Source organism: Parapedobacter soli, assembly GCF_025460835.1.
GTDB classification, from domain to species: Bacteria; Bacteroidota; Bacteroidia; order Sphingobacteriales; family Sphingobacteriaceae; genus Parapedobacter; species Parapedobacter soli.
Map to the genome: position 1 here is coordinate 26,674 of NZ_JAMXAY010000037.1, position 23,734 is coordinate 50,407.

27 protein-coding genes are annotated in these 23,734 nt (G+C 49.3%); 13 read left to right on the forward strand and 14 right to left on the reverse strand.

Annotation, left to right across the window (positions count from 1 at the left end; translation table 11 throughout):
* Positions 1-17: 17 nt before the first annotated feature.
* Positions 18-761 (reverse strand): carbonic anhydrase family protein, encoded by a 744-nt coding sequence (locus NGM62_RS15135; RefSeq protein WP_262249098.1) that lies wholly within the window; start codon positions 759-761, stop codon positions 18-20.
* Between the two features lie 648 nt (positions 762-1,409).
* Entirely contained in the window at positions 1,410-1,616 is a 207-nt protein-coding gene (locus NGM62_RS15140; RefSeq protein ID WP_262249099.1) for a hypothetical protein, read from the reverse strand.
* A 179-nt stretch (positions 1,617-1,795) separates the two neighbouring features.
* On the opposite strand from NGM62_RS15140, the gene NGM62_RS15145 reads away from it, so the two are divergent.
* Positions 1,796-2,422, forward strand: a complete 627-nt coding sequence (locus NGM62_RS15145; RefSeq protein WP_262249100.1) for an AlbA family DNA-binding domain-containing protein — start codon at positions 1,796-1,798, stop codon at positions 2,420-2,422.
* A 46-nt stretch (positions 2,423-2,468) separates the two neighbouring features.
* Positions 2,469-2,873 carry an ATP-binding protein gene (locus NGM62_RS15150; protein ID WP_262249101.1) on the forward strand — a complete coding sequence of 135 codons (405 nt, stop codon included), beginning with the start codon at positions 2,469-2,471 and terminating at the stop codon, positions 2,871-2,873.
* A 187-nt stretch (positions 2,874-3,060) separates the two neighbouring features.
* On the opposite strand, the gene NGM62_RS15155 is transcribed toward NGM62_RS15150, so the two are convergent.
* Positions 3,061-3,462 carry a type II toxin-antitoxin system HicB family antitoxin gene (locus tag NGM62_RS15155; RefSeq protein WP_262249102.1) on the reverse strand — a complete coding sequence of 134 codons (402 nt, stop codon included), beginning with the start codon at positions 3,460-3,462 and terminating at the stop codon, positions 3,061-3,063.
* Between the two features lie 40 nt (positions 3,463-3,502).
* A complete protein-coding gene (locus NGM62_RS15160; protein WP_262249103.1) occupies positions 3,503-3,682 on the reverse strand; it encodes a type II toxin-antitoxin system HicA family toxin in 180 nt (59 codons plus the stop codon).
* Between the two features lie 575 nt (positions 3,683-4,257).
* Between NGM62_RS15160 and NGM62_RS22265 the strand changes: the two genes are divergently transcribed.
* Together NGM62_RS22265 and NGM62_RS15170 are read left to right on the forward strand one after the other, a co-directional pair.
* Entirely contained in the window at positions 4,258-4,662 is a 405-nt protein-coding gene (locus tag NGM62_RS22265; protein WP_390937589.1) for a PD-(D/E)XK nuclease family transposase, read from the forward strand.
* A gap of 252 nt (positions 4,663-4,914) precedes the next feature.
* Complete coding sequence (locus tag NGM62_RS15170; protein ID WP_262249105.1) at positions 4,915-5,109, forward strand: hypothetical protein; 195 nt, start codon at positions 4,915-4,917, stop codon at positions 5,107-5,109.
* A 606-nt stretch (positions 5,110-5,715) separates the two neighbouring features.
* Here the strand turns inward: NGM62_RS15170 and NGM62_RS15175 are convergent.
* Positions 5,716-6,603 (reverse strand): nuclear transport factor 2 family protein, encoded by an 888-nt coding sequence (locus NGM62_RS15175; protein WP_262249106.1) that lies wholly within the window; start codon positions 6,601-6,603, stop codon positions 5,716-5,718.
* Between the two features lie 892 nt (positions 6,604-7,495).
* On the opposite strand from NGM62_RS15175, the gene NGM62_RS15180 reads away from it, so the two are divergent.
* From NGM62_RS15180 to NGM62_RS15195, 4 genes are read left to right on the forward strand one after another with little or no spacing between them, the layout of a single operon-like run.
* A complete protein-coding gene (locus tag NGM62_RS15180; RefSeq protein WP_449301317.1) occupies positions 7,496-9,868 on the forward strand; it encodes a zinc-dependent metalloprotease in 2,373 nt (790 codons plus the stop codon).
* A gap of 4 nt (positions 9,869-9,872) precedes the next feature.
* Complete coding sequence (locus tag NGM62_RS15185) at positions 9,873-11,294, forward strand: TlpA family protein disulfide reductase (protein ID WP_262249108.1); 1,422 nt, start codon at positions 9,873-9,875, stop codon at positions 11,292-11,294.
* A 17-nt stretch (positions 11,295-11,311) separates the two neighbouring features.
* Complete coding sequence (locus NGM62_RS15190; RefSeq protein ID WP_262249109.1) at positions 11,312-14,515, forward strand: SusC/RagA family TonB-linked outer membrane protein; 3,204 nt, start codon at positions 11,312-11,314, stop codon at positions 14,513-14,515.
* A 22-nt stretch (positions 14,516-14,537) separates the two neighbouring features.
* Positions 14,538-15,929, forward strand: coding sequence for a RagB/SusD family nutrient uptake outer membrane protein (locus NGM62_RS15195; protein WP_262249110.1), 1,392 nt, complete (start codon positions 14,538-14,540; stop codon positions 15,927-15,929).
* Between the two features lie 66 nt (positions 15,930-15,995).
* Here the strand turns inward: NGM62_RS15195 and NGM62_RS15200 are convergent, their stop codons facing one another.
* The 7 genes from NGM62_RS15200 to NGM62_RS15230 all read right to left on the reverse strand — a co-directional run bounded on the left by NGM62_RS15200 (position 15,996) and on the right by NGM62_RS15230 (position 19,625).
* Positions 15,996-16,454: a hypothetical protein gene (locus NGM62_RS15200; RefSeq protein WP_262249111.1), complete on the reverse strand. Its 459-nt coding sequence runs from the start codon at positions 16,452-16,454 to the stop codon at positions 15,996-15,998.
* Positions 16,455-16,518: 64 nt separating this feature from the next.
* The gene (locus tag NGM62_RS15205; RefSeq protein WP_262249112.1) at positions 16,519-16,776 is read right to left on the reverse strand and encodes a hypothetical protein; all 258 of its coding nucleotides are present in this window, start codon (positions 16,774-16,776) and stop codon (positions 16,519-16,521) included.
* 130 nt (positions 16,777-16,906) lie between these two features.
* Positions 16,907-17,239, reverse strand: coding sequence for a type II toxin-antitoxin system RelE/ParE family toxin (locus NGM62_RS15210; RefSeq protein WP_262249113.1), 333 nt, complete (start codon positions 17,237-17,239; stop codon positions 16,907-16,909).
* Entirely contained in the window at positions 17,229-17,477 is a 249-nt protein-coding gene (locus tag NGM62_RS15215) for a hypothetical protein (RefSeq protein ID WP_262249114.1), read from the reverse strand. Before NGM62_RS15215 ends, NGM62_RS15210 begins: the two co-directional genes overlap by 11 nt.
* A 118-nt stretch (positions 17,478-17,595) precedes the next feature.
* Positions 17,596-18,192 (reverse strand): Crp/Fnr family transcriptional regulator, encoded by a 597-nt coding sequence (locus NGM62_RS15220; protein WP_262249115.1) that lies wholly within the window; start codon positions 18,190-18,192, stop codon positions 17,596-17,598.
* Positions 18,193-18,195: 3 nt separating this feature from the next.
* The gene (locus NGM62_RS15225) at positions 18,196-19,143 is read right to left on the reverse strand and encodes an AraC family transcriptional regulator (protein WP_262249116.1); all 948 of its coding nucleotides are present in this window, start codon (positions 19,141-19,143) and stop codon (positions 18,196-18,198) included.
* Positions 19,144-19,469: 326 nt separating this feature from the next.
* Complete coding sequence (locus tag NGM62_RS15230; protein WP_262249117.1) at positions 19,470-19,625, reverse strand: hypothetical protein; 156 nt, start codon at positions 19,623-19,625, stop codon at positions 19,470-19,472.
* Here NGM62_RS15230 and NGM62_RS15235 point away from each other — a divergent pair.
* The 3 genes from NGM62_RS15235 to NGM62_RS15245 are packed head-to-tail and all read left to right on the forward strand — an operon-like array spanning position 19,624 to position 22,390.
* Positions 19,624-20,487, forward strand: a complete 864-nt coding sequence (locus NGM62_RS15235; protein ID WP_262249118.1) for a hypothetical protein — start codon at positions 19,624-19,626, stop codon at positions 20,485-20,487. The two genes, NGM62_RS15230 and NGM62_RS15235, sit on opposite strands and share 2 nt — an antisense overlap.
* Positions 20,488-20,519: 32 nt before the next feature.
* Positions 20,520-21,632: a hypothetical protein gene (locus NGM62_RS15240; RefSeq protein WP_262249119.1), complete on the forward strand. Its 1,113-nt coding sequence runs from the start codon at positions 20,520-20,522 to the stop codon at positions 21,630-21,632.
* Between the two features lie 11 nt (positions 21,633-21,643).
* Positions 21,644-22,390 carry a LytR/AlgR family response regulator transcription factor gene (locus tag NGM62_RS15245; RefSeq protein ID WP_262249120.1) on the forward strand — a complete coding sequence of 249 codons (747 nt, stop codon included), beginning with the start codon at positions 21,644-21,646 and terminating at the stop codon, positions 22,388-22,390.
* Here NGM62_RS15245 and NGM62_RS15250 read toward each other — a convergent pair.
* Positions 22,387-22,629, reverse strand: a complete 243-nt coding sequence (locus tag NGM62_RS15250; protein WP_262249121.1) for a hypothetical protein — start codon at positions 22,627-22,629, stop codon at positions 22,387-22,389. The two genes, NGM62_RS15245 and NGM62_RS15250, sit on opposite strands and share 4 nt — an antisense overlap.
* Before the next feature lie 258 nt (positions 22,630-22,887).
* Here NGM62_RS15250 and NGM62_RS15255 point away from each other — a divergent pair, with 258 nt between their 5' ends.
* Positions 22,888-23,232, forward strand: a complete 345-nt coding sequence (locus tag NGM62_RS15255; RefSeq protein ID WP_262249122.1) for a helix-turn-helix domain-containing protein — start codon at positions 22,888-22,890, stop codon at positions 23,230-23,232.
* Here NGM62_RS15255 and NGM62_RS15260 read toward each other — a convergent pair.
* Positions 23,229-23,426, reverse strand: coding sequence for a hypothetical protein (locus tag NGM62_RS15260; RefSeq protein WP_262249123.1), 198 nt, complete (start codon positions 23,424-23,426; stop codon positions 23,229-23,231). The genes NGM62_RS15255 and NGM62_RS15260 overlap by 4 nt on opposite strands.
* Positions 23,427-23,599: 173 nt before the next feature.
* Between NGM62_RS15260 and NGM62_RS15265 the strand changes: the two genes are divergently transcribed.
* Positions 23,600-23,734 (forward strand): DUF6266 family protein (locus NGM62_RS15265; RefSeq protein WP_262249124.1); only part of this gene is annotated, 135 nt, incomplete at its 3' end.

A 23,734-nucleotide genomic window follows, 5' to 3' on the forward strand; every position in this document is an offset into this window, starting at 1 on the left:
GCGTTGTTATCAGGTTTCTATTCCAAGAAAGTCACTTTACCGGTGCTCATTTCATAAATCCCGCCGATTATTTCTATTTCTTTATTGTCTTCCATCTCTTTGAGGATGGGACTGTTCAGGCGGATTTGCTCAATGGTGTGTTTTACATTGCTTTCACATACTTCATGAACAAACTCAGGGTTGCCGGATGTCCGTTCTCCTTCATAGTTGGCTTTCTCTACAGCAGGTGTTATCTTCGAAAGCATCGCGGTAATATTACCCAGCTTTACATTGTCGATAGCCGACTTTATGGCGCCGCAATGTTCATGGCCAAGTACTAAAATCACTTTTGCTCCAGATACTTTGCACCCGAATTCCATGCTGCCGAGCAAATCTTCGTTTACAAAATTCCCGGCTATCCGCCCTACAAAAATATCTCCGATACCCCTGTCAAAAACATCTTCTACTGGTACGCGGCTGTCTAAACAGGATAAAATCAGTGCTTTTGGATACTGACCATCGGCACTGTTTCTCACTTGTGCGGAGTGATCCCTGGCAGTTAGGTCATTGTTGACGAAGCGTTCATTACCTTCCTTAAAGGATTGTATAATTTGATTCGGCGTTAGTGCATCCCGCTGTTCTTTCGTTAAAACATTTTGAATTAATGCCTTAGGCTGTTCAGCAATTGGCTGGCTTTCTTTGATTCTGTTCTGCTGCGGGTTGTTGCAAGCCACCAGTGAGGCAATAACAATTGAGGCAACGATAGCGTTTTTTTTGTGCATTTTACTCTTTTTGTTTGCCTACTTTGAAAAACGGTGTTCGGCTTGTCCGTATGTTTGAAAATTCATGAATGTCATCAGGTACTTTCCCCATTTCGCCGCCTGAAGCAATTTCCAATAACACAAAACATAAATGCACTATTGGTGTCTGTTGTTAATTGCGTGTAACATTTCACCTCAGATATTCAGGCAATACATCATCGTTTTGTACCAGTAAGATATACTTAATTGCCATATATAAAACTCGTTTGGAAATAAGATATTTATTGGCATTAAACGGTTTGGTCATGTCCACAAAATTATATAATATGTGTTGATCTGATAGCTCGGTCCTTTGGAGTGCGAAATCAATATACCTTAAATACTGATCTGGTTTACTTTTAATCATATTGCATTGGGCAATGTATGCAGAGTATGCAGAATCTCTACTCTTTGAATACCGTTCCGGATCTAATTCGGCATCCCTCCTGAACTTTTCGTAATCAATCTTATACGACACCAATTGGCTGAAAGTCATTGACATTGTATCATTCTCATATATTTGTGAAAACCCTGTGTGGCAGATTGATAATAATATTATTATTACTATACTTTTCATGACTATTAAGATTTTAGTGAACTTCGTCCATTTCATAATTGACTTATAGATAATTACATCAGACTCCCAACGTTCAGCAATAACGGCAACGTAAATGCTTTGCCTTTTTTCCTGAAATGTTGGAGCAACAGCCTCATCTGTTCTGGCAATAAGTCAATCGGGGGGTATTGGTATCCCAGCAGATCCGATTTAGGGTCATAAGGCCCTACCCTGCGTAATAAATCTTCCACATTGAGCGGTTCATCATTATGTTCTTCCATCGTTCAGGTTATTCGTTTCTCTAATTGATATTGACCAGACTTCAATATTACAAAATATATTTATATCTTGCACACAATCAATTAAATAGTTGCCCAAATCTTAAACCCGACAAGCATATGCCAAGGAACCTACCGCATTTATTTTTAAAAATTCGCAAAGGCTTTCACGTAAATTCAATATGTCTCGGAAAATCGATGAAGATAAAGTTGAAGCCCAACCAGCAGAAGTCTGCCACACTTTTAATTCAGAATTAACTATCTTTGGCCATTCTACGAAAGGCGTGGGAGGCCAGACGGAAATGCCAAAAACCAGATTACGCGAAGACCAACACACAGAATTCAAAAGCTCGTTTACCGATGGGGTTATTGAGTCGCTGACGGCTTTTGCCAATAGCAGTGGCGGCAGGGTACTGGTGGGTGTCGATGATAACGGCAAGCCTGTAAAAGGGTTTACGTTGGGTAGCGAGTCTTTGCAGAAGTGGGTAAATGAAATCAAGAACAAAACCCAACCCAGTATCATCCCGGATGTGGATGAAATAGACTTGGTCGGAACCAAAGTCGGCGTTCTATCGGTAAAGGAATTTCCGGTCAAACCCGTTGCCTTCAAAGGCCGGTATTACAAGCGGGTAAACAATGCCAACCACCAACTATCGTTGACAGAAATCGCCGACCTGTATCTCCGCTCTTTCAATACCAGTTGGGATAGCTATATCAATCCGGATCGGGCACTCGATGACCTGTCACTGGATAAGGTCGTGAAGTTTATCGAAAAGAACAACCAGGGCAAGGAGACGCCGCTATATTGAGTTTTTCAATCCCGGCCATCTGCCGGATACGATTACGATCGAGCAATTGCTTACTGACGAGTATTCGTCGTACTCCCGTAACCGGAAAGTTGCCGCCACCTTTAAGGAGGCTCAATTGATAGAAAAGTACGGTTCTGGGATTCGTCGAATCCGGGAGGCGTTTGAACAGTACGGGCTGAAGGCACCGAAGTTTGAAAATTTCCAGCATGGATTCCGTGTTATAGTGTATGCTGAAAGATTAGCCGACGCAGGGAAAACGTCGGGGAAAACGTCGGGGAAAATTATAGCGTATATTCACGATAATCCTGATATAACGATACCTGAACTTGCGCGACTACTGGGAATTACTGAACGTTCGGTAGAGCGCAATATCAGCCAATTGCAAAAGCACAAAAAATTACGTCGTATCGGGCCTGCCAACGGCGGCCATTGGGAAGTAATCGGCAACTAAGTTTCTACTCACTACCGCAGCTAATTTTCGGGGAGATTACAACCGGACTTTATCTTTTGTAAATCAGTCATGAGTTTTGTCTTAAATGAGTCATCAGGAAGTTTATTCAACAGATCAATCATCTTATCAATTATGGGGTTTCTATCCTCGGCGGCTTTCTTGTTTTCTACAGCATGACTAAAGAAGTTCAAACCAACTCCACCGACTGTAATTCAGCCGCCAGTTTATGAAGGCCATTTTCGATTTTTCTCAGCTGGGGCTGTCGAGGCTTTTTTAGACCAGTAGAATAATGCTGTAACTGTCGCTGGTTAATTCCTGTTATTTTTTCCAAGGCCGCATTGGTAAATATACCTTTGTAATAATTCAAGAAACTTTCGGCATCGAAATGATAAATGATACCGTAATCCCCTTTAAGAAGCGAGGGAATATTATCTGGGGTATTATATTCTTTTAATAATGCGATGCTATCCAATATGGATTGTTTTGCTTCCTCCACAGTACCCCCACCACCGTAAATACCTGGAACATTCTCTGCATAAGCACTGAACATATCAGTACTCCGCTCAATGATAATTTTCAGTGTTTTCATAATATAAAAATGCGACGTGCGACAAATAAGAATTTGGGGATTATTTCAGCCCCAAATCCTTGATGATTTTTCTACGGAGACCTTCTCCCATTTCCTTGTTACCATGATACGGAACGGGATAAGTCCTCCCATCCTTTTCATAAATGTAATGACTACCACTGGTACGGATATGAATCCAGCCATTCTTCCGCAGAAACCGATGGAACTCGCTCGATTTCATAAGGAACCAATTTTAGTGTGAACGATTATTTTAAGCCGTAAATAATAGACCTCACACCTACAGAGTCCATCAACGACACAAAGGTAGTAATAATACTACTATTAAGCAAGTGCATATTCCGAGGAAAGTGTGGCAGTCGCCGTTATCCATAGGTCATTCTTCCCCATACACTGCGTAATGCTCTTTGATGTGTTTTCACGGAGGAAGGGAATGGAGAAAAAAGAAAGCGCCTCAACTATATGGGAAGTGCCTACTGCACTTCGGGCAATAAAATAAACAGATTGATACGTTTACATGCTTTAATCTCGCAGTTTCTGATGGTTTTGAAATTATGGATGTTGACGTATTTGATAAAATTACACATACTGGTCGGTTAAAGCTAATTGGCTAATGAATTATCGGACACAGTTCGGCTAAAATTTTTATCTTTGCGTATGACCAATGCAAAAGAACCTAAAATAGGGAAATTTATAGACCCTTTAACCGACTGGGGCTTCCGCCATCTTTTCGGGTAGGAGCCCAACAAGGAGATTTTAAAAGAGTTCTTAAACGACCTCTTCCGGGGGGAGAAGCACATTGCAGAACTCGAATATGCACCCAATGAGCACGATGGCGATGACGGTGAGGATAAGCGCGTTGTTTTCGACCTGCATTGCCGTGGCGACAATGGCGAATATTTCATCGTCGAGATGCAGCGGGTCCGGCAGGACTTCTTCAAGGATAGGGCACTTTATTATGTATCGCGGCTCATCCAACGGTTGCTGAAAAAGGGCAAGGCGTCCAATGACTATCAATTGCCGGAAGTTTATCTGATTGGCATTCTAGAATTCAGTATGGATGCGGACGAACAGGACCGTTACTTCCACGATATAGCCTTGATGGAAAAGACGTCGGGAGAAGTTTTTTACAATAAGTTGGGTTTTAAGTTATTGGAACCCCGAAGGGCTCTATCAGGCCAAAATGAACTTATTGTCAACTGATAAATTACCTAATTTTGTAAAGGAAGAAGGTGATTTGCTGACAGATACAGACAAATGGATGTATCTGTTGAAGCATATGAGTACGCTGGATAAGGTTCCAACATTTTTGGATAAGCGGATTTTTCAGCTTATCTTTAACATATCGGAAGTAGCAAACTAAGATAAGCCTGGCGCGTGGAAGACTGGCTTATCGATCTCTCATCTGCCTTAGAAAATAGACAAGACAGATGAAAATTAAGAAAGGAGGAACGTATGGCATACGAAGCAAGTTTAAAAGCCAAATGGGATACGCAGAATGCGTTTGATTCGGTAAGAAGGGAGACCACGGCCCAAATTGTAAAAAATTTATTGCTTAGCACAAATTTCTCTGTAGAAAAAATCGCATCGCTTGCAATTGTTCCCGTGGATTTTGTCTTAAAAGTCAAAGCCGAGTTGAAAGTCAAGTAGGCCTATTGCATTATTTATCACCGATAGAACTGGCCCTGACTTCCAAATCTTTGGAACAGCGAGTCGCTTCTAATTCATAAAATTCTCCCTTCAAACAAAATAATCCGCTAGCTTGTTCGTTTTAGGCATAGGTTTAGGTTGATAGCCCCTAACCCCATTGGGGCGGGGACCCGTTACTTTCAAAGTGACGGGTTTCTCTCAAAGTGACGGGTTTCTCTTTTTTAGGCGGCCTTTTGTCATCGAGAGGTCCATTTAACATTTCTCAACAAATTAATTGCAACAAAATGGACATGCCATGCGTTATAGAGTCAGTTAGTGAAATTTATAAGATTGTCTTTTCATAATTTAGGTTTATAATTGGTTAGTTTGAAAGCCCCGATTCTCCCCGTTTCGGGGCTTTCTTTTTTTGCGACCTTTATCGTGCCGGAATACTGCGGACAACCTGCACGGTAATCGTCTGCCTGTTATAATCATCGATTATGTTCAGTGCCCTGAAGTTCCGTTTATTGGTCAGAACATCGCTCATAAAATCCAACGACCACGTTTTAAGGGGCAACTCAGTTATTACCAGCGGTTCTAGTTAGTCTTTAGGCTGAATATATGATTTTAGCTGTAATCAGTCAACTTGGAAATCTTGCCGGTTGGCGAAAACTCAAAAACGGACCTGCCTGTTAGTTGTATCTTATCGCCCTCTTTAATGCCATCCGGTAAATCCACCCCCACTATTGCTTCATAGGCAACGGTGATTTCCGTAGCATTGGGTTTGTGAGTTAGGGATAGGATTCTTTGTCGCCGCTCAGTAAAATAGGTAAGTGCGTCAATAGCTTGCTTCCTAAACTCATCGATCCCTTCCAAATGCAAGGTTACTAGGTTGTTTTCGCAATTATCAAAAACTACCGCATCAGCCATGTGAGCCAACATACCGGGTACATCCTGTTCGTTGTAAGCTTTTACGTATTGGTAGATTATTGTAGCCCTTTCATTTAAAATGTCAAGGCTTGGAAGCATTTCGTCTTCACCGATTGGCCCGTATATTTCTTTGAAGGTAGTTAGTAAATCATATCCCATCCCTTCAATAAAGCAGATCATTTCGATCGCTATTATACGTTTTTTATGGTCACCAAAATATTTGCTAAGCTTATTTTCGGGCATTTCAAGCTTTTTCTCCAAGCCGGCCTGCTGCTGAGCATGCTTCTTGAAAAATAATGATTCTGGGGAATAGTCTTTAAACTCCTCTAATAAATTTGTTTTACTTCTATTTGGGAAAATCTCATCTACAGCGGTTACGAAAGCTTGGTCTGTAAGGCCTGCTTGTTTGTTTGCCACCATAACGATTTTGTAGAAATCTTCGGCATAAATTGTTCTACTACTGTCCGTCGCAAGCAAAGAAATGGTCTTTGGTTTTATGCTGATCATCGGAGCAATCTTAGAAGGACGTGCCCCTATCTTTTTTAAATACCTACCAAAACGTGTTAATTTTTTATTTTCTTCCATTTTTGGTTAAAATATTTCCATATATGGATTATTTGTTTTATATTTGTCTCGTTGATATGCGAAATTGAATGAGGGAAGTACTCTCATTTACGATGTCACTCATGCAAGAAAACCGCTAATTTTCCCCATGAGCAGACCGTGAGCTCGCCCATTTATTGAATAATGCTATTTTTGCAATATCATATTCAGTAGGGTGAGCTTCATGTAATCCTTTGGGGGAACCAAGCTTCGGCTTGGCGGTTCTTAGCGGTACCACTTGCCAAAGCATTGAGGCTCACCCTATTGGTTTATTCCAGTTCGGTTTTCTCATAGCTTATTGAGTTGATATCGTTTACATAACCGAAAAGATTATGGAAACGACATCTGCCAAACCGCCAAAGTACCCGTATCGCAAGCCACTTGCGTATGATATCGCAATTTGCGACACTAAATGGGTACAGCCCCAATCCCTACAATCACTTTTAAAGAACGTAAAAAGAGGCCCTGTGTAGGTCCACCGAAAAATAACGCAGTCGTAGGAAGCGCGTAGGAGGGAGGTACATTAAAAAGGCCTACCCCCAAAAGCACGGCCATAAAAAAGCCCACTTCCTTGGTTGCTACCGACCCCAATGCTGATAGAAAAACCCGCTTTTAGATCAGGTTGGAGAAGGTGTCCATTTTCGGCAATAATTCGCAATGCTAAAAGTAGGCGCTTTTTCTTATACCTGCAAATAAAATAGCGGAAAAACTCAGCATTGGTGCGTCGGTTCTAGGAATAAATTTTTCTTAAACCGTTAAAAGCCAATGCACAATGAAGAGAACTTTACGCTTAGGGGATGGCTATGCCCTAGCCAAACATAAGCCGAAATGCCTAAAAATACGATACATCAGCCTCCTGGCTGTATCAATGAGCATGTGTTTGTATGCCGTGAAGCAGGTCTCCGCCCAACAGGCGGAGCCTGCGGCTACGGCAGTTGCAGACGTTATCGGCTCCAATGCCAAATCTCAATACGGCATGCTTGGTGTGCACGAAGTACGTGGAAAGCTATACCTCGAAATCCCAGATTCGCTCCTTGGCCGCGATATCCTTGCGGTAAACCGTATTGCNGACGTTATCGGCTCCAATGCCAAATCTCAATACGGCATGCTTGGTGTGCACGAAGTACGTGGAAAGCTATACCTCGAAATCCCAGATTCGCTCCTTGGCCGCGATATCCTTGCGGTAAACCGTATTGCGAAAGGGTGGGCTGGCGATAAACCATTCGATCCCTTCCTCAATTTCCTCGGCTACAGCGGCGACCTGATGGGGGAAACGCTGTTCCGTTTCGATAAGGAATCCGATGGCACACTTAATCTATATATCGTCGACTATTCGGACCGCATCCAAACAAACGATGGGTCGCCAATGTTGCCGCCAAATGCGGACCTACTCTCCGCTTTACACAGCTTCCCTATACTTTGCCGTAATAAAGCAGGCGATGCTTCCATGGTAGATGGAACAGATTTTCTATCGGGCGACAACGCGGTAATGACCTTTTCCTCCACACTCCGGAAGAAATTTGGGGTCAGTAGCATGAACGCGCAAAAATCTTCCTTGCAAAGCATTGAAGTGACGGATACCCATACTGTGGTAAGCAGCGTAAAGACCTACGCCTACCGCAACGGCGAAACAGTCCGGATGGCGATACGGTCCACTTGGTTTCTCCTACCGAAGATACCATACGAAATCCGTAAGCCCGACCATCGCGTAGGGTATTATACACAAGCAGTGCGGGATTACAGCGACCCATTCAAACCAGAGCAAAGCCTGCGTATGGTGAAGCGATGGCGGATAGAGCCGCGGCCCGAAGACCGCGAAGCGTATTTCCGGGGTGAACTAGTGGAACCTCGTAGGCCCATCGTCATCTACATCGACCCCGCAATGCCAAAAGAATGGGTACCTTACATGATACAGGGCGTCAATGACTGGCAGCAAGCTTTTGAACAAGCCGGATTCAAAAATGCCATCCGAGGGGAACAGGTGCCGTTCGGGATGGAAAGCCAGATGGTGGGTGATGCGCGCTATCCGATGGTGTGCTACAAGCCCAGTCCTATTGCTAACGCCACGGCCGAACTGGTGACCGATCCGCGTAGCGGCGAGATACTGAATGCGCATATCGCTTGGCATCATGGCCATATGCAAAACATCTTGAAATGGGGGCGTGTAATGGGTTCAGTACACAGGCCCATGCTGCGACGCAATAAAATGGATACGGCCTTTATGGGCGCCATGGTCCGTAAAATCATTGCCCACGAGGTGGGCCACGTGCTTGGGCTAATGCACAATTTCGGGGCATCGTCTACAGTGCCAGTAGAAAACCTCCGTAACCCCGAGTGGCTTGCTGCACATCCCATTAGTCCATCTATTATGGACTATATCCGTGTGAATTATGTGGCCCAACCCGAAGATGATGTATCGCTGTCGGGATTGATTCCCCGCATTGGCGTCTATGACCGGTGGGCTGTTGAATGGGGGTATCGGCTGCGTGCGCCTACGGGCGACGTGGAGAAGGACCGGGAAATCCTGAATGATTGGACTAAGGAATCGGTGAGCCGTGGGGAACTATGGTATGGCGCAGAGGGGCGGCAGTCGTTCGATCCGCGTTGCCAAGCTGAAGACTTGGGCGACGATCCCGTTCTTGCGGCTGGATATGGTGTCGATAACCTGAAACGGATGATGGACAGCCTGACCGTATGGTACCCGAATCAGGCTAATGAGGTTTGCCGTGAAATCATCGGGCAGTACGGAAATTACTTAAACCATGTTGCCGCGAGCATTGATACAGATGCAGGACGGCCGGAACTGGCGTTTATGATGGATCATTTTATCGGCGAGCCGTATTGGTTGGTCGGCCGTCTTCCGAACGCTTCGGGCGGAGGCAGCGCCGCAGCCCACTTAGCCAAATGCCAGCAGCAGGTGTTGGCCGGACTACTTGGCGCATTGGCAGCAAATGGATCACACGATATCCTGAAGTTGCTTCAGAGCCGTATTTTCCGCGACCCCTATGGTCAGAGCGAATACGAACAGCGGATGCAGTTGCTATACGTCACGGAAATCGCTAGGCTGGCCGATGCATCCGGAAAGGTCAATCCAGCCACGATAGCAGGGGCCCGCTATCATGCAGGGCTGCACAAGCGGGAGTTGTCGGCCGGAATCTCAGAAAGGATTCGCAAAGCTGCATCAAACGACGTACGCTTTCATCTGGAAAGCCTGTTGTCCATTTTATCAGCCATTCCAACTAACTAATCATATGAAGAAAACTATATTACTATGTATCGTGGCCCCGGCATTGCTATTTCCGATGGCCGCCAAGTCTCAACAGTTTTTCGAGCCATCGGAGGTAACCATACGGATGGGTGAACGGCTACCGGAATCATTTTTTGACACCGTACACGATGCGGTGGATTTGAAAACGGGAACGCCTACGCAGGTGCGGTTGGGCGACCACCGCGATAAACTGATTATCCTCGATTTCTGGGCCACATGGTGCGGCCCGTGCATCGCTTCGCTCAACAAGCTGGATACCCTCAGGCGTGAGTTGCAGGATCCGAGGTTTGTCGTCATACCCGTCACCGGGCAGTCCGCCAGAGAGATCGAACCGGTGATCAAACGGTTTGCCTGGGACACACCTTCCATTGTGGGCGACCGTACCTTAGCCCGGATTTTTCCACACAACGGCTTGCCCCACATGGTGTGGATCAAAGACGATAGGGTGATGGCGATTCCCTTTCCGTCTTATGCAACCAAGGCCAATATCACTACAGCCATTGAAGGCGGGCAGCCCCGCATGGTGATGAAAATCAGGGATCAAATGCTGGACCCGTTAAGACCGCTGTTCGTGGAGGATAACGGCGCTACCGGGTTGTGGTACAGGAGTGAGAATTCGAAGATAGCTCGCCATGTGCGTAACTACCGCAGTGAACCCACACAGGTGGTCTATAAGGGCGATAGTACCATTGTGTATTGCGTGAACCAACCGCTGCTTGCCTTGTTCTACCAGGCGTACGAACGGGAAGTCTTTCAGCACTTCCACGTCAGCAACGGAGGTGTGTCGCTGAATGTAATCCCCGAGATCGAGCGGAAGCTGCGGGAAGGACCGCCGCCGGTAGGCCCCGAGAATACCGCGGAGCAGGATTCAGCTTACCTAACCTGGCACGACCGCAATGCATTCGGCTACGAACTGCGGGTGAAGGGGCACCTGTCTGACCGCGATGCCCGCAAGATCATGCAGTTGGACATCGGGAAGTTTTTCGGCGTGTACCGGGGTATCTCGGCGCGAATTGTACCCGGGCCAAAACACCGGTATGGCGTATTGAAGCTGCGCGGCACGAAAGAGGAAACCCTGCGGCTGCTGACAGACGGCAATCTGCCGGAAAGCCTGGATGTAGATAAATACTATCACTTTCCGAAAGGGCAGTACTACTCTCAGCTTTATATGCTGATGGCCGACCGATCGTTGCGGACATCGCCGGGGCTAGGTCTTACCACCCGGGTGGTCGACAGCACCGGAATAGCCCGGGATACACCGATCAGCATCTATTTTCCGCGGATACTGAAAGAAGGGCAATCGCTCCAGCGGATAAACCGTGAACTCGAACGCTATGGGCTGTATATCGAACTGGAAGAAAAACAGGTGCCGATACTGGAATTGAGAGAAACAGCTAACTTTTAAACTAAATTATTGCATCCATGAAACCAATCATTTACTTAATCACCCTACTGATTATTGGAAACAGTACCACAGCCGTCGCACAGGAGGTATTGCGCGGTAGAGTCATCGGCCCATCGGGCGAACCACTGGCTGGTACCTCCGTACTGCTAATCGGAAGCCGCCGCTCGGTCGCCACGGATGGGGCCGGCAATTTTTCATTCGCCGCCGCAAACCTGCCGGATAGCCTGCTGTTCTCCCATGTAGGATACCTCCCTGAAAAGGTGTTTGTAGCAAAAACATCCAGCAAATCCCTTGACGTGCGGCTCTACCCCGATAAAAATGTTCTACAGGAGGTGGAGATCAATACCGGCTATTATACCGTGCCCAAGGAGCGGGCTACGGGTTCGTTTACTCACGTAGACCAGGCTTTGCTGAACCGGAGTACCAGCCCGAACCTGTTGGACAGGCTGGAGGGAATTGCCAGTGGTGTGCTTTTCGACCGGCGAAACCTCACGGGAGCGGACGTCGGCGGGCAGCCTGAAATCCGGGTCAGGGGGATCAATACCATTGAGTCCAATTCGGAGCCATTAATCGTGATCGATAACTTTCCCTTCGAGGGAGATATCAACTCCATCAATCCCAATGACATCGAAAGCATTACGGTATTGAAAGATGCAGCGGCATCTAGCATCTGGGGGGCACGGGCAGGTAATGGGGTCATCGTCATCACAACCAAACAGGCGCGCTACGGCCAGCGCATCCAGCTGTCCATCAACGCCAACACAGGCGTTTCAGAGCGCCCGGATCTCTTTTACAGCCAGCAGTATCTGCCTTCGCCAACGGTGATGGCCATTCAGAAAGAATTGTTCGAGCGGGGAGCATACAGCGAAAATGACCTGACTCGTATACCGCATTACGTGGAGCTGCTGATCAAGCGGCGCGATGGCTTAATAAGCGATGAAACATTCCAGACGGAAGAAGACTACATGAGGCAGACGGACCTGCGCCAGCAGTTTCTCGATCAAATGTATGACCGAGCGGTAAACCAGCAGTACTCAGTAAACGTAAGGGGGGGAGGCGACAGGCATAATTATTTCATATCGGCCAACCATATGCAGGATCGGGGAACCGTGAAATTGAGCCGGGAAAGCCGCACCAACATCGGCGTGCAGAATGGATTCAAATTGACGGATTGGCTTGAGTCTGGCGGGGCGCTTTGGTATTCGAACCAGCGCCGCCACGAAGGCGGAGGGATCCAGTACGACAGGGCGTACGATATCTATGACGGACTGCTAGGCCGCGATGGGAACCCGGCAAGTATTTCTAGCATGTTCCGCATCAACTATCACGAGGAGGCCGAATCAACCGGATTGCTGGACTGGGTAAACCGTCCGTTGGACGAGTTAGGTTTGAACGAACGTAGCCATGAGGATCAGGCATTGCGACTCAATGGATTCGCAAATGCATCGATTGGCAACATGTTCCGGGTTTCAGCCACGTACCAATATACCCGGTCTACCGGAGGCAATGAGACGTATTACGACAAGGACTCCTATTACGTTCGCGATATGGTCAACAAATTTACCCAGCCGGATGGTAGGCGCATCATCCCCCACAACGCAATCATGGACTACGGTGCACAGCAGCTGGGGTATACCCATGCAGGGCGCTTGCAGGTGAATTTCCGGAACACGTTCGGCACCGGGCACGAACTGACGGCGCTGTCGGGAGCGGAGATCCGGCAGGCGACCCTGGTAAGCAAAGTCGGCAACATTGTTTATAACTTCGATACGGAGACCTGGTTGGGAAGTACTTTATTCGATCATAGCCAGTTTTATCCATTACGGCCAGCGGGTTCAGGTTCGATGCTTATTCCTGCGGGTGACTACGTTCCCAACCGGACGCTTAACCGCAACCTGTCATATTTCCTGAACGGGAGTTATGTATACAGCGGGCGATATACCCTAAGCGGCAGTATCCGGTGGGATGGGAGCAACTTGCTCGGTGTGAAAACCAACCAAAAAGGAACGGCGCTTTGGTCGGTCGGCGGCAGTTGGGACATTGCCAGGGAGCCGTTCTACAAAGTAACGGCACTGCCTCACCTCCGCTTGCGTGCCACCTATGGCAGCGCAGGGAATATCGACAAGTCGCAAAGTCACTATCCCACCATCAACGTGCAGACAAACGGGATTACCAACCTCAGGCAATCAACACTTTCCAGTCCCGGTAATCCGTCGCTGGGTTGGGAACAGGTGAACACGGCAAACCTGGGCATTGATTGGGCAATCAAGAACCAGCGGATATCCGGATCTTTTGAAGGGTATCATAAACGGGCAACCAACCTGTTGGGGGCTATGCTGACGGATCCTACATTGGGTATACCATCCAACTCCACCTTCAAAACCAACTATGGGAATATGGAAGTGGTTGGATACGATTTGCAGGTGACCTCCCGGAACCTGACCGGCCGCTTCGGGTGGAATACGACGCTGCTGATCAGCGGTAGCCGGAACCGCATTACCTACCTGGACCGATCTGTCCAACGGAATGCTATGCGCTATGTCACCAACTATGTGCCCGTGGAAGGGATGTCACGGGATATAGTCTATGCGATGCCTTGGCATGGACTGGATGGCTCGAATGGGTTGCCCGTCGTTGTCGTCGATGGGCAACGTACTACGGAAGCCCCCGCCTACCGCGCATTTGCAGATAACCTGCCGTATGATGGGCTGGTGAAAGCCGGTGTGGACGTCCCGCCGGTGTTTGGCTCGCTCCGCAATGGATTCGAATGGCGTGGCTTTTCCGCAGACTTCCTACTGACGTTCAAGTTCGGCCATGTGTTCCGGCGCAAATCCATCGCTTCAGGGCAGGAGTACGTCACGTTTGCCCCGCAATACCATATGGATTATTTCAAACGCTGGCAGAAAGCGGGCGATGAAGCCCGAACCGTTGTGCCCGCCTGGCAGGAAAACTACGACTTCTACCTGTGGCAATACTATACGTATTCCGAAGCGCTGGTAACCAAGGGAGATATCATAAAACTCCAGGATGTAAGCCTGAGGTACCGATTTAACCAGCGCAACGACAAACGGGTGTGGCTTGAAGACTGGAGCGTATATGCGTACTTCCGTAACTTCGGTACGGTATGGCGGGCCAATAAACAGGGGATAGACTCCGACTATCCGAATACGGATTATCCCGCACCTTTGCATATCAGTTTCGGAATTCAGGCAACTTTTTGATCGACATATATTTTGAATAACGATGAGAGTTTTGATTTTTTTATTGGCAGCCGCGGTCTGCGGTTCCTGCGGACGCGAATTTTTAGATGAAAAGCCGGTAGCCCGGCAACGGGTGCCGAGCACGTTGGCAGATTACCTGGGGTTAATGGACAATACCGGAGTCATGAATGCGACCTCGCACGCGTTGGGTATGATGGGAAGCGACGAGTATTTTGTTGCCGATGGGGTCTATGGGACATTTCCTGTCGGGGTAAATTATAACTACCAGAAACGCGCTTATACGTGGGAACGTGAAATATTTGAAGGTAATGAGGTTCAGCTATTGGATTGGAACGAAGGGTATAAGCGCATCCTTTGGGCGAACTTGGCGTTGGAAGGTGCAGAAAAACTCAAGGGCCAGGAGTCCGAAGGTGAAGTCGACCTGCTCAGGGGAATTGCCCTGTTTCACCGCGCATGGAATTATTATAACCTGGCTCAACTGTTCTGCGCGGTGTATGATGCGGCAACGGCAGGATCGGAAGATGGTCTCCCTTTGCGGCTTGAGTCTGACCTAACCCTTAGTGTGCAGCGGTCGAGTCTGGAAGCTACGTATACCCAAATCCTCAAAGATCTGGAGGACGCACTGCCTTTGCTTCCCGATAGGACGGAGACAAATTTCAGGCCGGGGAAAGCCGCTGTACATGCGTTGTTGTCGCGCGTTTACCTTCAGATGGGCGTATATGACAAGGCGGTTGCTGAAACCAACGAAGCCCTTCGGTTGCATGATGAACTCCTCGATTTTAATGCAATTGAACAGAAGCCGGGTCTGACGTTTCCACCCCATGGACAGGGGAATGCGGAGGTGGTTTTCATGGCTTCCTTCAACGTCAACAATACGTATACGCGTATGATCTCCTATATCGTGGTGAATCCGGACACGCTGTTGCTTGATAGCTACGAAGAAGGGGATCTGCGCTTCCCGTTGTTTTTTAAACCTTCGGGCGTGAGGTACCAATATAGCGGGAGTTATAACGGTGCTGCGCTGACGAATTATTTTACCGGGCTCGCCGTGGACGAGCTGTATCTCACCCGCGCCGAATGTGCGGTTCGGTTAGGTAGACTCGAACAGGGATTGGCAGACCTCAATTGGCTGCGGAAGCATCGCTTCGAAAGCGGATCGTATACAGAACGCTCTTCAACGGATGCCGATGAACTCCTTAGTTGGATAATCGATGAACGACGGAAGGAGCTGGTATGGAGGGGAACGCGATGGGAAGATTTGCGTCGCTTAAACAAGGAACCCAGGTTTGCCTTGACCCTCACCAGAGTCATTGCCGGTGAAACGTATACATTGCCTCCAGGAGACAATCGGTACGTATGGCCGATACCGGTTGAAGCCATCGAGGTCGGAGGGTACAAACAGAATCCAAGGTAACAAAACCGGGTGTCGAATCATCGGTTCGACACCCGGTTGCTATATCAGGTATACGGGATAACCGATTTATTCGGGATCACCCGACATACGCTGCTTGGCTGCTTCAAGATACGTCGCACCTAGGTCGATGAACTCTTCAACGGTAGGTTTGTTCGACGTCGTAGATATGCGCGCCAATAGTGCATTATACGCGATTGGGTCAGTGATACCGGAAATATCTAACTGTACTGAACAAACATTCCCCGAGTTGGGCGGTGCGCAATCGCCCGAAGGACTGGTTTCCGTAGGTTGTTGCTGCACCGTCTGGTTTTCGTGGTCATTTTCATCGTTGTTTGGCGAAGTAACCTGAAACCAAAGACTGTCTGACTCCAAGAGATTGGCAGCCGAGGGGCTCTTCTTATTTGAAGAATTCTCCTTATGTGCAAAGGTATCATTAGCCTTTTGATTTGCCAAAGTTACCTGCACGGCCATAAAGAATACCGCACTCGACAGTATTCCAGTGATTATGCTTTTTAAATTTTTCATAATCGTATAGGCATTTATTATACGGAAATGCGTACCGTTTTAAGTTTAAAAAAAAATGTTTTGCTTAGTCGGTCATCGGCCGAACTCGCCGCCGTTCCCCAAGCAACTGGCCCGGGAGAATCGGTGTTACCACCGACTCACGGAAATTAGCTCGCACGGCCCTGCGCCGGAACAGGGCAAACCGGCGATCGTGTACAACCTGCGTAGGCACTCCATGGGGCACCCCGCCCGAGCGGCCATCGCTTGCTTGCAGGGAAACCACAGTATGAATTCCGGTGCTCCCCGCGCCGTATCGTTTGCTTATGTATAGTGCTTTTACCATATAGGCAAAAGACGGGCTTTCGCACTGCCCCTACAATCTCATATGAGACAAAGTGATTTTTATAGAAGTTATTAATAAAAACAACGGAATGCCTGGCTATCTCGCTGAGTGCAAATTGAGGTATAGGTGATTATAATAAGTTATCGCTCTTCAACCGATTAATAACCGTATCCACTGTGACGGTGTCGTATTCGTTTTTCAAATATATTTCAGCCAATATCACCGCTTCATTGGTAAACTTAACATAAGTGATAACCCTTGCACCGCCGGATTTTCCTTTTGACGTACCCGATATGGCCACTCGTATTTTGTAAACATTTTGCCCTAAATCTGTGCCAAGGGTCGGGTCCTCAGCAAGGTCGTCAATCAGTTGGTGGATGTCTTTAAAGATTTGCCGATGTTTTTTAGCAATTCGCTTCAACTCCTTTTTGAAGGCAGTAGAAAAAAGTACGTCAAATGCCATTGTCTAATTCGGCCTCGATTTCTGCTAACGCCTCTTTTGCAGGTTGTAATTTCGTTTTCCCTGCTTCCCAATCTTTAATTTCTTTAAAGGTTTTCTTAAATCGCTTATAAAGGACTTCGCCTTCCGGGTTCAGTTCTGCTTGCTGATCTATTTTATATTTCAAACCAAAGCGATTAAGGATTTCTTTCAATATAGGAAGATCCTTTTCGTTATCGATATTTACCGTCAGCGTTGCCATAATCTTATTCTTTCCTTTTGTTACCCGTTACTTACTGTCCGAGCTGTCATCTATTACCAACTTATCGCTAGTGGTAATGATACACACAAAAATACGAAAAGTATTGGATATATTTTGTTTAGATACTTTTCCCCCTCCGCCGTTCATCCAGATACCGTTTCAGCACCCGGTAATACGTGGGCCGCGCGATATTGATGAAATCCATCGTCTGGTCGGGCGTCATCCGATCGGCCAGTGCCGGAAAAGCAGCCAAAAACTTGGTGTATCGTTTATAGGCCGATTCCTGCTGCAGCACCTCCACCAGCTTATCCTGCCGGTCGATGTATTGCTGCTTCATTACGTGCAGCAGCTCGCTCAACTCGGGGAAACGCTCCTTGCCTTCGCGCATCTTCAGCGCGGGGATGCGCAAAATACGCGATACTTCCGCAAACTGCACGTAATGCAAGCCTGGATTGGGGGTGTATAGGTGCCGCACCCCTGTAAATCCCTGCATCTCCATGGCAAACCAATGGATGTAACGCTGGCCGTCTTTGTCCAGCGTATAGCCATAGGCCATGCCCTCAAGTACTACGCACCAGTACGGGGCCCGTACTTGGGGCGTCAGAAAATGGTTCAGCCGGTCGTAGGCCATCACACGGCCATGCTGCCACAGAAAAGCCTCGGCTTCCGCGGGGAGCGGAATGCGATGGCGGATATAACTGATAAATCGGTTCATGGTTTATGTGTATTCCATGTTTCCGAACGCACGGTCCAAGCTTTTGGCATTGGCAAATCCCACCCTTTCGGCAATGGTGGCCAGCGGCAGTTCGGTGTCAGCGAGTAGCGCTTCGGCCGCCGCAACGCGGCAAGCCGAGACCAGGTCTGCCATGGAGCGGCCATAGCGGGCGATAAAAGCCTTCCGTAAACCGGGAGCGCCGTGGCCGAAATGCGCGGCAACGGTGGCCAACTTTACCGCCTGTGGATCGGCATAGTGTCGCTCAATGTAAGCCCGTACCGCGGCTAGCAGCGTCCCATCCCGTACGGCGCCCGGCCTAGCGCTCAGCTGCGCTTGGTACCGTGCAACGAACTCAACCACATACGCCTTAACACCGGCCGTCCCATCGTCATCGCCGGTAAGCCGTGCCAGCTGTGCAAGCAACCTTCTGTCGTCCGGCCGGATGGTGATTTTGGGCAAGCACACGGCCCGGCCGGGATGGTCTTTCCATGCCTCCGCGAGCGACCGTAAAAACGCATATCGCTGAGATAGCCATATGAGATAGCCATAGGGAAACCCGAAAAGGAAGAGCTCGTGTTTGCCGGGCGGCAGGTTCACGGGGTAGTCGCCCCGGGGCAGGTAGCAGCCGCAATACTGCGGCGCCCGCAGCCTGAACGGTGTGCCGCCACCCAGCAGGTGGTTTAGCTGGCCCGCAAATAAATAGCTAAAATACACCCCGTTGTCATGGAGGCGGATGGTCAACTGCTGGCCCCGTTTGGCATCCAGCGTGAAAAGCCGGACAGTGAAGGGCCAACGGTCTACCTCCTGCTGGTACAGGACGGCATCGGTATGCTCAAGCACGCTGCACCGGGCGTGCTTCATCGGGAAATGGGTGGCGTTCGGCGCCCCTTCCAATTCCCTGGGGTGTAGGTCCGGCGCCTGCGTAAAGTGGATGGTCAGTTGTCTTTCCATGGTGTTTCGGCATTTTCGCGAACCTAGCTGTTCGGTGGCATCTGCAGGCCGATGAATGCGTGAAAGTGTATAATAATGGCGTGAACAGCCCGTTTCACGGCGTGACCGTGCTTGCGATACGATAGGCATGTTTCACGCTTGCCAGGCCTATCTTCACGAATTTTATGCCTTTCCGTCCGCCAATCCCCCCATCTTAGCCCTGTCGACGATCAGCCGGTGGCGCCACCGGTCACAGGGGAATCCGAAAACCTGGGCAATAGAGTAGGAACAGAACCGATAACATAAAGATGATGGCACCTATAGTCAGTACTTCGATGTTATGTCAGTCAACCGGTTTGGTAAACCGGCCGGTATGGGAAAGTGAGCCCCTGTTGCTCTTTCCCATCATTGACGACGACGACAAATGCGATAATTTCATTATCTAACCGGATGGCGGGCCCAATGCCCGCCTTTTTCCAATAAACCAAATCACGCAACAACATGGAAAATCACGCATATTTACAGGAGAAGGAGGCCCTCGTGGCCGAAATACACCACCTCGATACCACCGCATCGCCTATGTGGCACCAACGCTATATGCGCTTTGCCGGCAACGTCCGTGTGGCGCTGCCCCACCTTACCGATGAGCAGCTGCAGGAGCAATTCAAACACGCCGTGCTGAACCGGCAATTGAGCTTCCTTGATGAACGCTTTCCGCTGGATGTACCGCGCAGTTGGAAAGGGGGGAGCAAGGCGGCCGTGGCCGGGCTCCGCCAGCGGCCCGCCATCGTAGGCACCTTCCACACCGGCTCCTACCGCCTGCTGGTGCACGAATTGGTCCGGCAGCAGGTATCGGTGGCTTTGCTGGTGAGCCGTTCTGTGCGGCAGAAACAAGAGGGGGTCTACCGCGATGCGCTGGCCGGTGCCGGTTACCCCGCTGATGCGCTTACCCTGATTGAGGCAGAACATCCCGCAGCGGGTATCCAGCTGATCCGGGCATTGCGGCAAGGGCGCAGCGTAGTAGGCTACCTCGATGGCAACCTGGGCAGTGGCATGCAACCCCAGCTGCCTGCCGTATCGTTCCTTGCCGCCCGCATCTCGGTGCGTATCGGGCTGGCCTGGCTGGCCGGCTGTGCCGGCGTGCCGTTCATCGGCATCCTATGCCGCCGTACCCGCCACGGTGCCGTGGAATGGCAATCCCATAACGTAACCGGGGGCATGGCCGCCCACCCACGGGCAATGGCCGAAAAGGCAACCGCACAGCTATACGGTGGGTTGGCCGAAATGGTTGCCGGCGAACCCTGGCAATGGGATAATTGGTTTTATGTGCACGAAAATTACTGTGATTTCAGCAGAAATAACTAGTTTTGGCTCTTTTAACCAATTCGAACAAGCCCATGGCAACGACATTTACCAGTCTTTCCATGCGTTGGAAAAAACATGCGCTTATCTGGATCTGCTATTTCCTGGCGACCTACTTGCTCAATTTCATCGGGGGAGCCACTATTTCACCGCTGCCGATATTGCTCGCGTTTGCGTGCTACGTCGGTACGTTTTACCTGCTCAATGCCATCGCATACCACTATTTTACCTACCAGCACCTTTGGAAAACCCTGCTTCAGCTCGCGCTGGCTATCACGGCGTTGTACATCGCCGCTTACGCGCTGATTTATATCCTGTTACCGATGGTTGATGTTTACCTGTATGATGTGGGTAAGCCCTTTCACCTCGGTAAGTATATCCGCAACATGACACACCATCTGGAGCCAGCTTTGCTCACCAGCAGTACGTACCAATTGATGCGGGTGGCCCAGCAGCACAAGGAGCGCATCTACAAACAGCAACAAACCCTACTGGAGCAAGAGCGCGAGTTATCCAATGCTTTAAACCTGAAGCTCGAAGCCGAGCGCATACAATCCCAGCTGAAGGAGGAAAACGAGCGATTGCGGATCGCCGCCCTCCAAAGCCGGCTGAAATCGCATTGGACCCACGGCGTATGGATGACCATACGTTCGGGAATCCTAAGCGGCGACCGAAGCGCTGAATTGTTCGACGCGATGACCGATCTGGAACGTACTTATTATCAATATATCGGGACCGATCACATGTGGATTACATTAGCTGACGAGATGGACATCATGGAAAAACTGGCTCGGATAAACGGATTGGCCAAACCGCATGAAACGGAGATAACCTTCCGGCGCGGGCCGCACATGCTCATGCGCCAGGTACCCGCGCTTTCATTGAGCACTACCTTGGAGAACGCACTCAAATACGGCGATTTTACCGATCCGGAACACCCCGTACAGGTAGCCGTATCGAGTGATAAAGACAAGATGGTATTCACCTGCCGCAATAAGATCGACCCTGCCAAAGCCCAGACGCGATCCACCGGCCTGGGGCTGCGGGCGTTGCAAAAGCAGCTCGACCTGTTTTATCCCAACCGGAACCGGATACATATTGAAGACGACGGGACTTTTTACACCATTACCATAACCATCCACTTTTAAATCTTTCAGCTATGATACAACAGAAAATCCGGTATGCTATTGTCGACGATAATTCCGCCGATGCGGAATCGCTCGTTACCCACCTGAGTAAAATCAACTATTTGCAGCAGGTGGCCATTTTCCATAAATCGCTCCAGGCTTCCTCGGAAATCCCCAAGCTGGATATCGATTTACTCTTCCTGGATATCGATATGCCCGGCATGAGCGGCGTGGACCTGCTGCGCTTGCTGGATAAACCGCCCATGGCCATCTTTTATACGGCATTCGATGAGTTCTGGCAAGATGGCTACGCCCTCAACGTGGCAGACTACCTCCGCAAGCCCGTCGATTTCCCGTCGGTACTCAACGGCGTGAAGAAGGCTATGGTACGATTGGGCGAATTGCAGGTAAGTGACGCCGAGCTTACCCGGGGTAGCAGCCGAATCGCACTGCCTATGGGCGACGGCGTACACCGGTTTGAAAAATTAGCCGACATCAATTACATCAAAGCCAATGATAAAAAAAGTTTGGTGTCGCTGGTGCATGGGGGAGCCCAGGGCGAGCGCATCATCGAGGTGAATATGGGGTTCGGCCGGTTGGTCAAACAGCTGCCGCCCGATCGCTTTTTCGAGCTGGACCGAAGTACGGTGGTTGCGCTGGACCGGATACGGGAGACCCTGAGCGTAGGGCGGGTGGTGCTGAGCATCCCCGATGGCAAGGGTCTGAATGTTACCGAGGCAAACCTGAAAAAGCTATTGAGAATCAGCTACTACCGCTAATAAGAGGTGTCCAATAGGTGCAGCCGGTGGTGGTTGCCTAAAAAACGGACCAGCTCCTGGTGGCATTGTGGCAGGTAACCCGGGGTTTGCAGCAGTTGGATAAGCGGTAGCCGCACGATGTCGCCCAGGGTTCGCCAACCTTGACGGTGGCAGGTTTCGGTAAATGATTCGCTGAACCCAGCGGCCGGAATCGGCGTCTGTAGGAGTTGATGGGTCGGTATGAATGCAAGTGTGGCCATAAAAAAACGCGGGCCGTTACATTAGGTATCCAGGCAACGCTAATCGCCCTTACTCCATAACCAACTGCACCCGCGCATAACGCGGGCGAGCAGTCTGTCTAGCTTTGGAGTAATGTTAAATTTAGCGTTTTTGGATACCCAGTTAAACAACTGTCGCTTTAGCTCAATATGTATATTATCTATTCTACAACAATATCCGTAGTCGTTTAATTAATCAATTATCAATTCAATCAAAACAAAGGTACATCAAAATCCCCTATGGAAAAAGACATCTATTTAATCCGTGAAACGCTCACGGATATACACCGCCTAATGGAAGAATTTGTGATGCTACAGTCTGCCGACCGGAACTGCTGTCGCGCGGTAACCATGCCCGATGCGGCACTACTGCCACAAAAACCGGAAGAACCGACCGAATCCATACCCGAAACCCTATCCAACCGTAAAGAAGCCGCCGATTTCCTGCTGGTAGACCCCCGTACGGTGACCCGCTACCGGATCAACGGTAAACTCCGTTTCGTGCTCAACGACGACGGCCAGATCCGCTACCGCAGGGAAGACCTCCAGGCCTGTTACTTCTGGAAGTGGGGCAAAAACCCCTAACGGCTGTACAACTGCTCCGTAACCGCTGCCAGACTGCTGCGGGTGGCTTGGCTGCCCGCCTGTTTTTGCCGTGCTATCCGCCTGCTGTACACAGCCGCGTGGCAGCAGGAAGACTGCCGTTTGGTACGCGGCAGGTGCGTCCGTGACGCACAGTGTCCGGGCAACAGCCCGGGAACAGGTGACAACCGTGTCACCAAAAGGGCGTATCGGTGACAACATTCCTCGGATCCGGTGACAGGTGGGTGACAGCGCTAGGATGCTGGTGTTCAGTGACCTATGTTTGCCTCTGTCAGTCAACGTACCGGTACATCGAAACACTGGCAAGGCGTATAAATTGAAGTAGTAACTTTTTAAATCATTAGAAAAGATGGCAAAATTTATCAACGGTGCCAACGGCACCTTTTCCGGAAAAGTGGGTAGCGTGATCGGCGCAAGCTGGCGCGGCATCCACTACCTCCGTGGCCTGGCGAAAAAGAGCAACGTGCCGGCCACGGAAGCACAG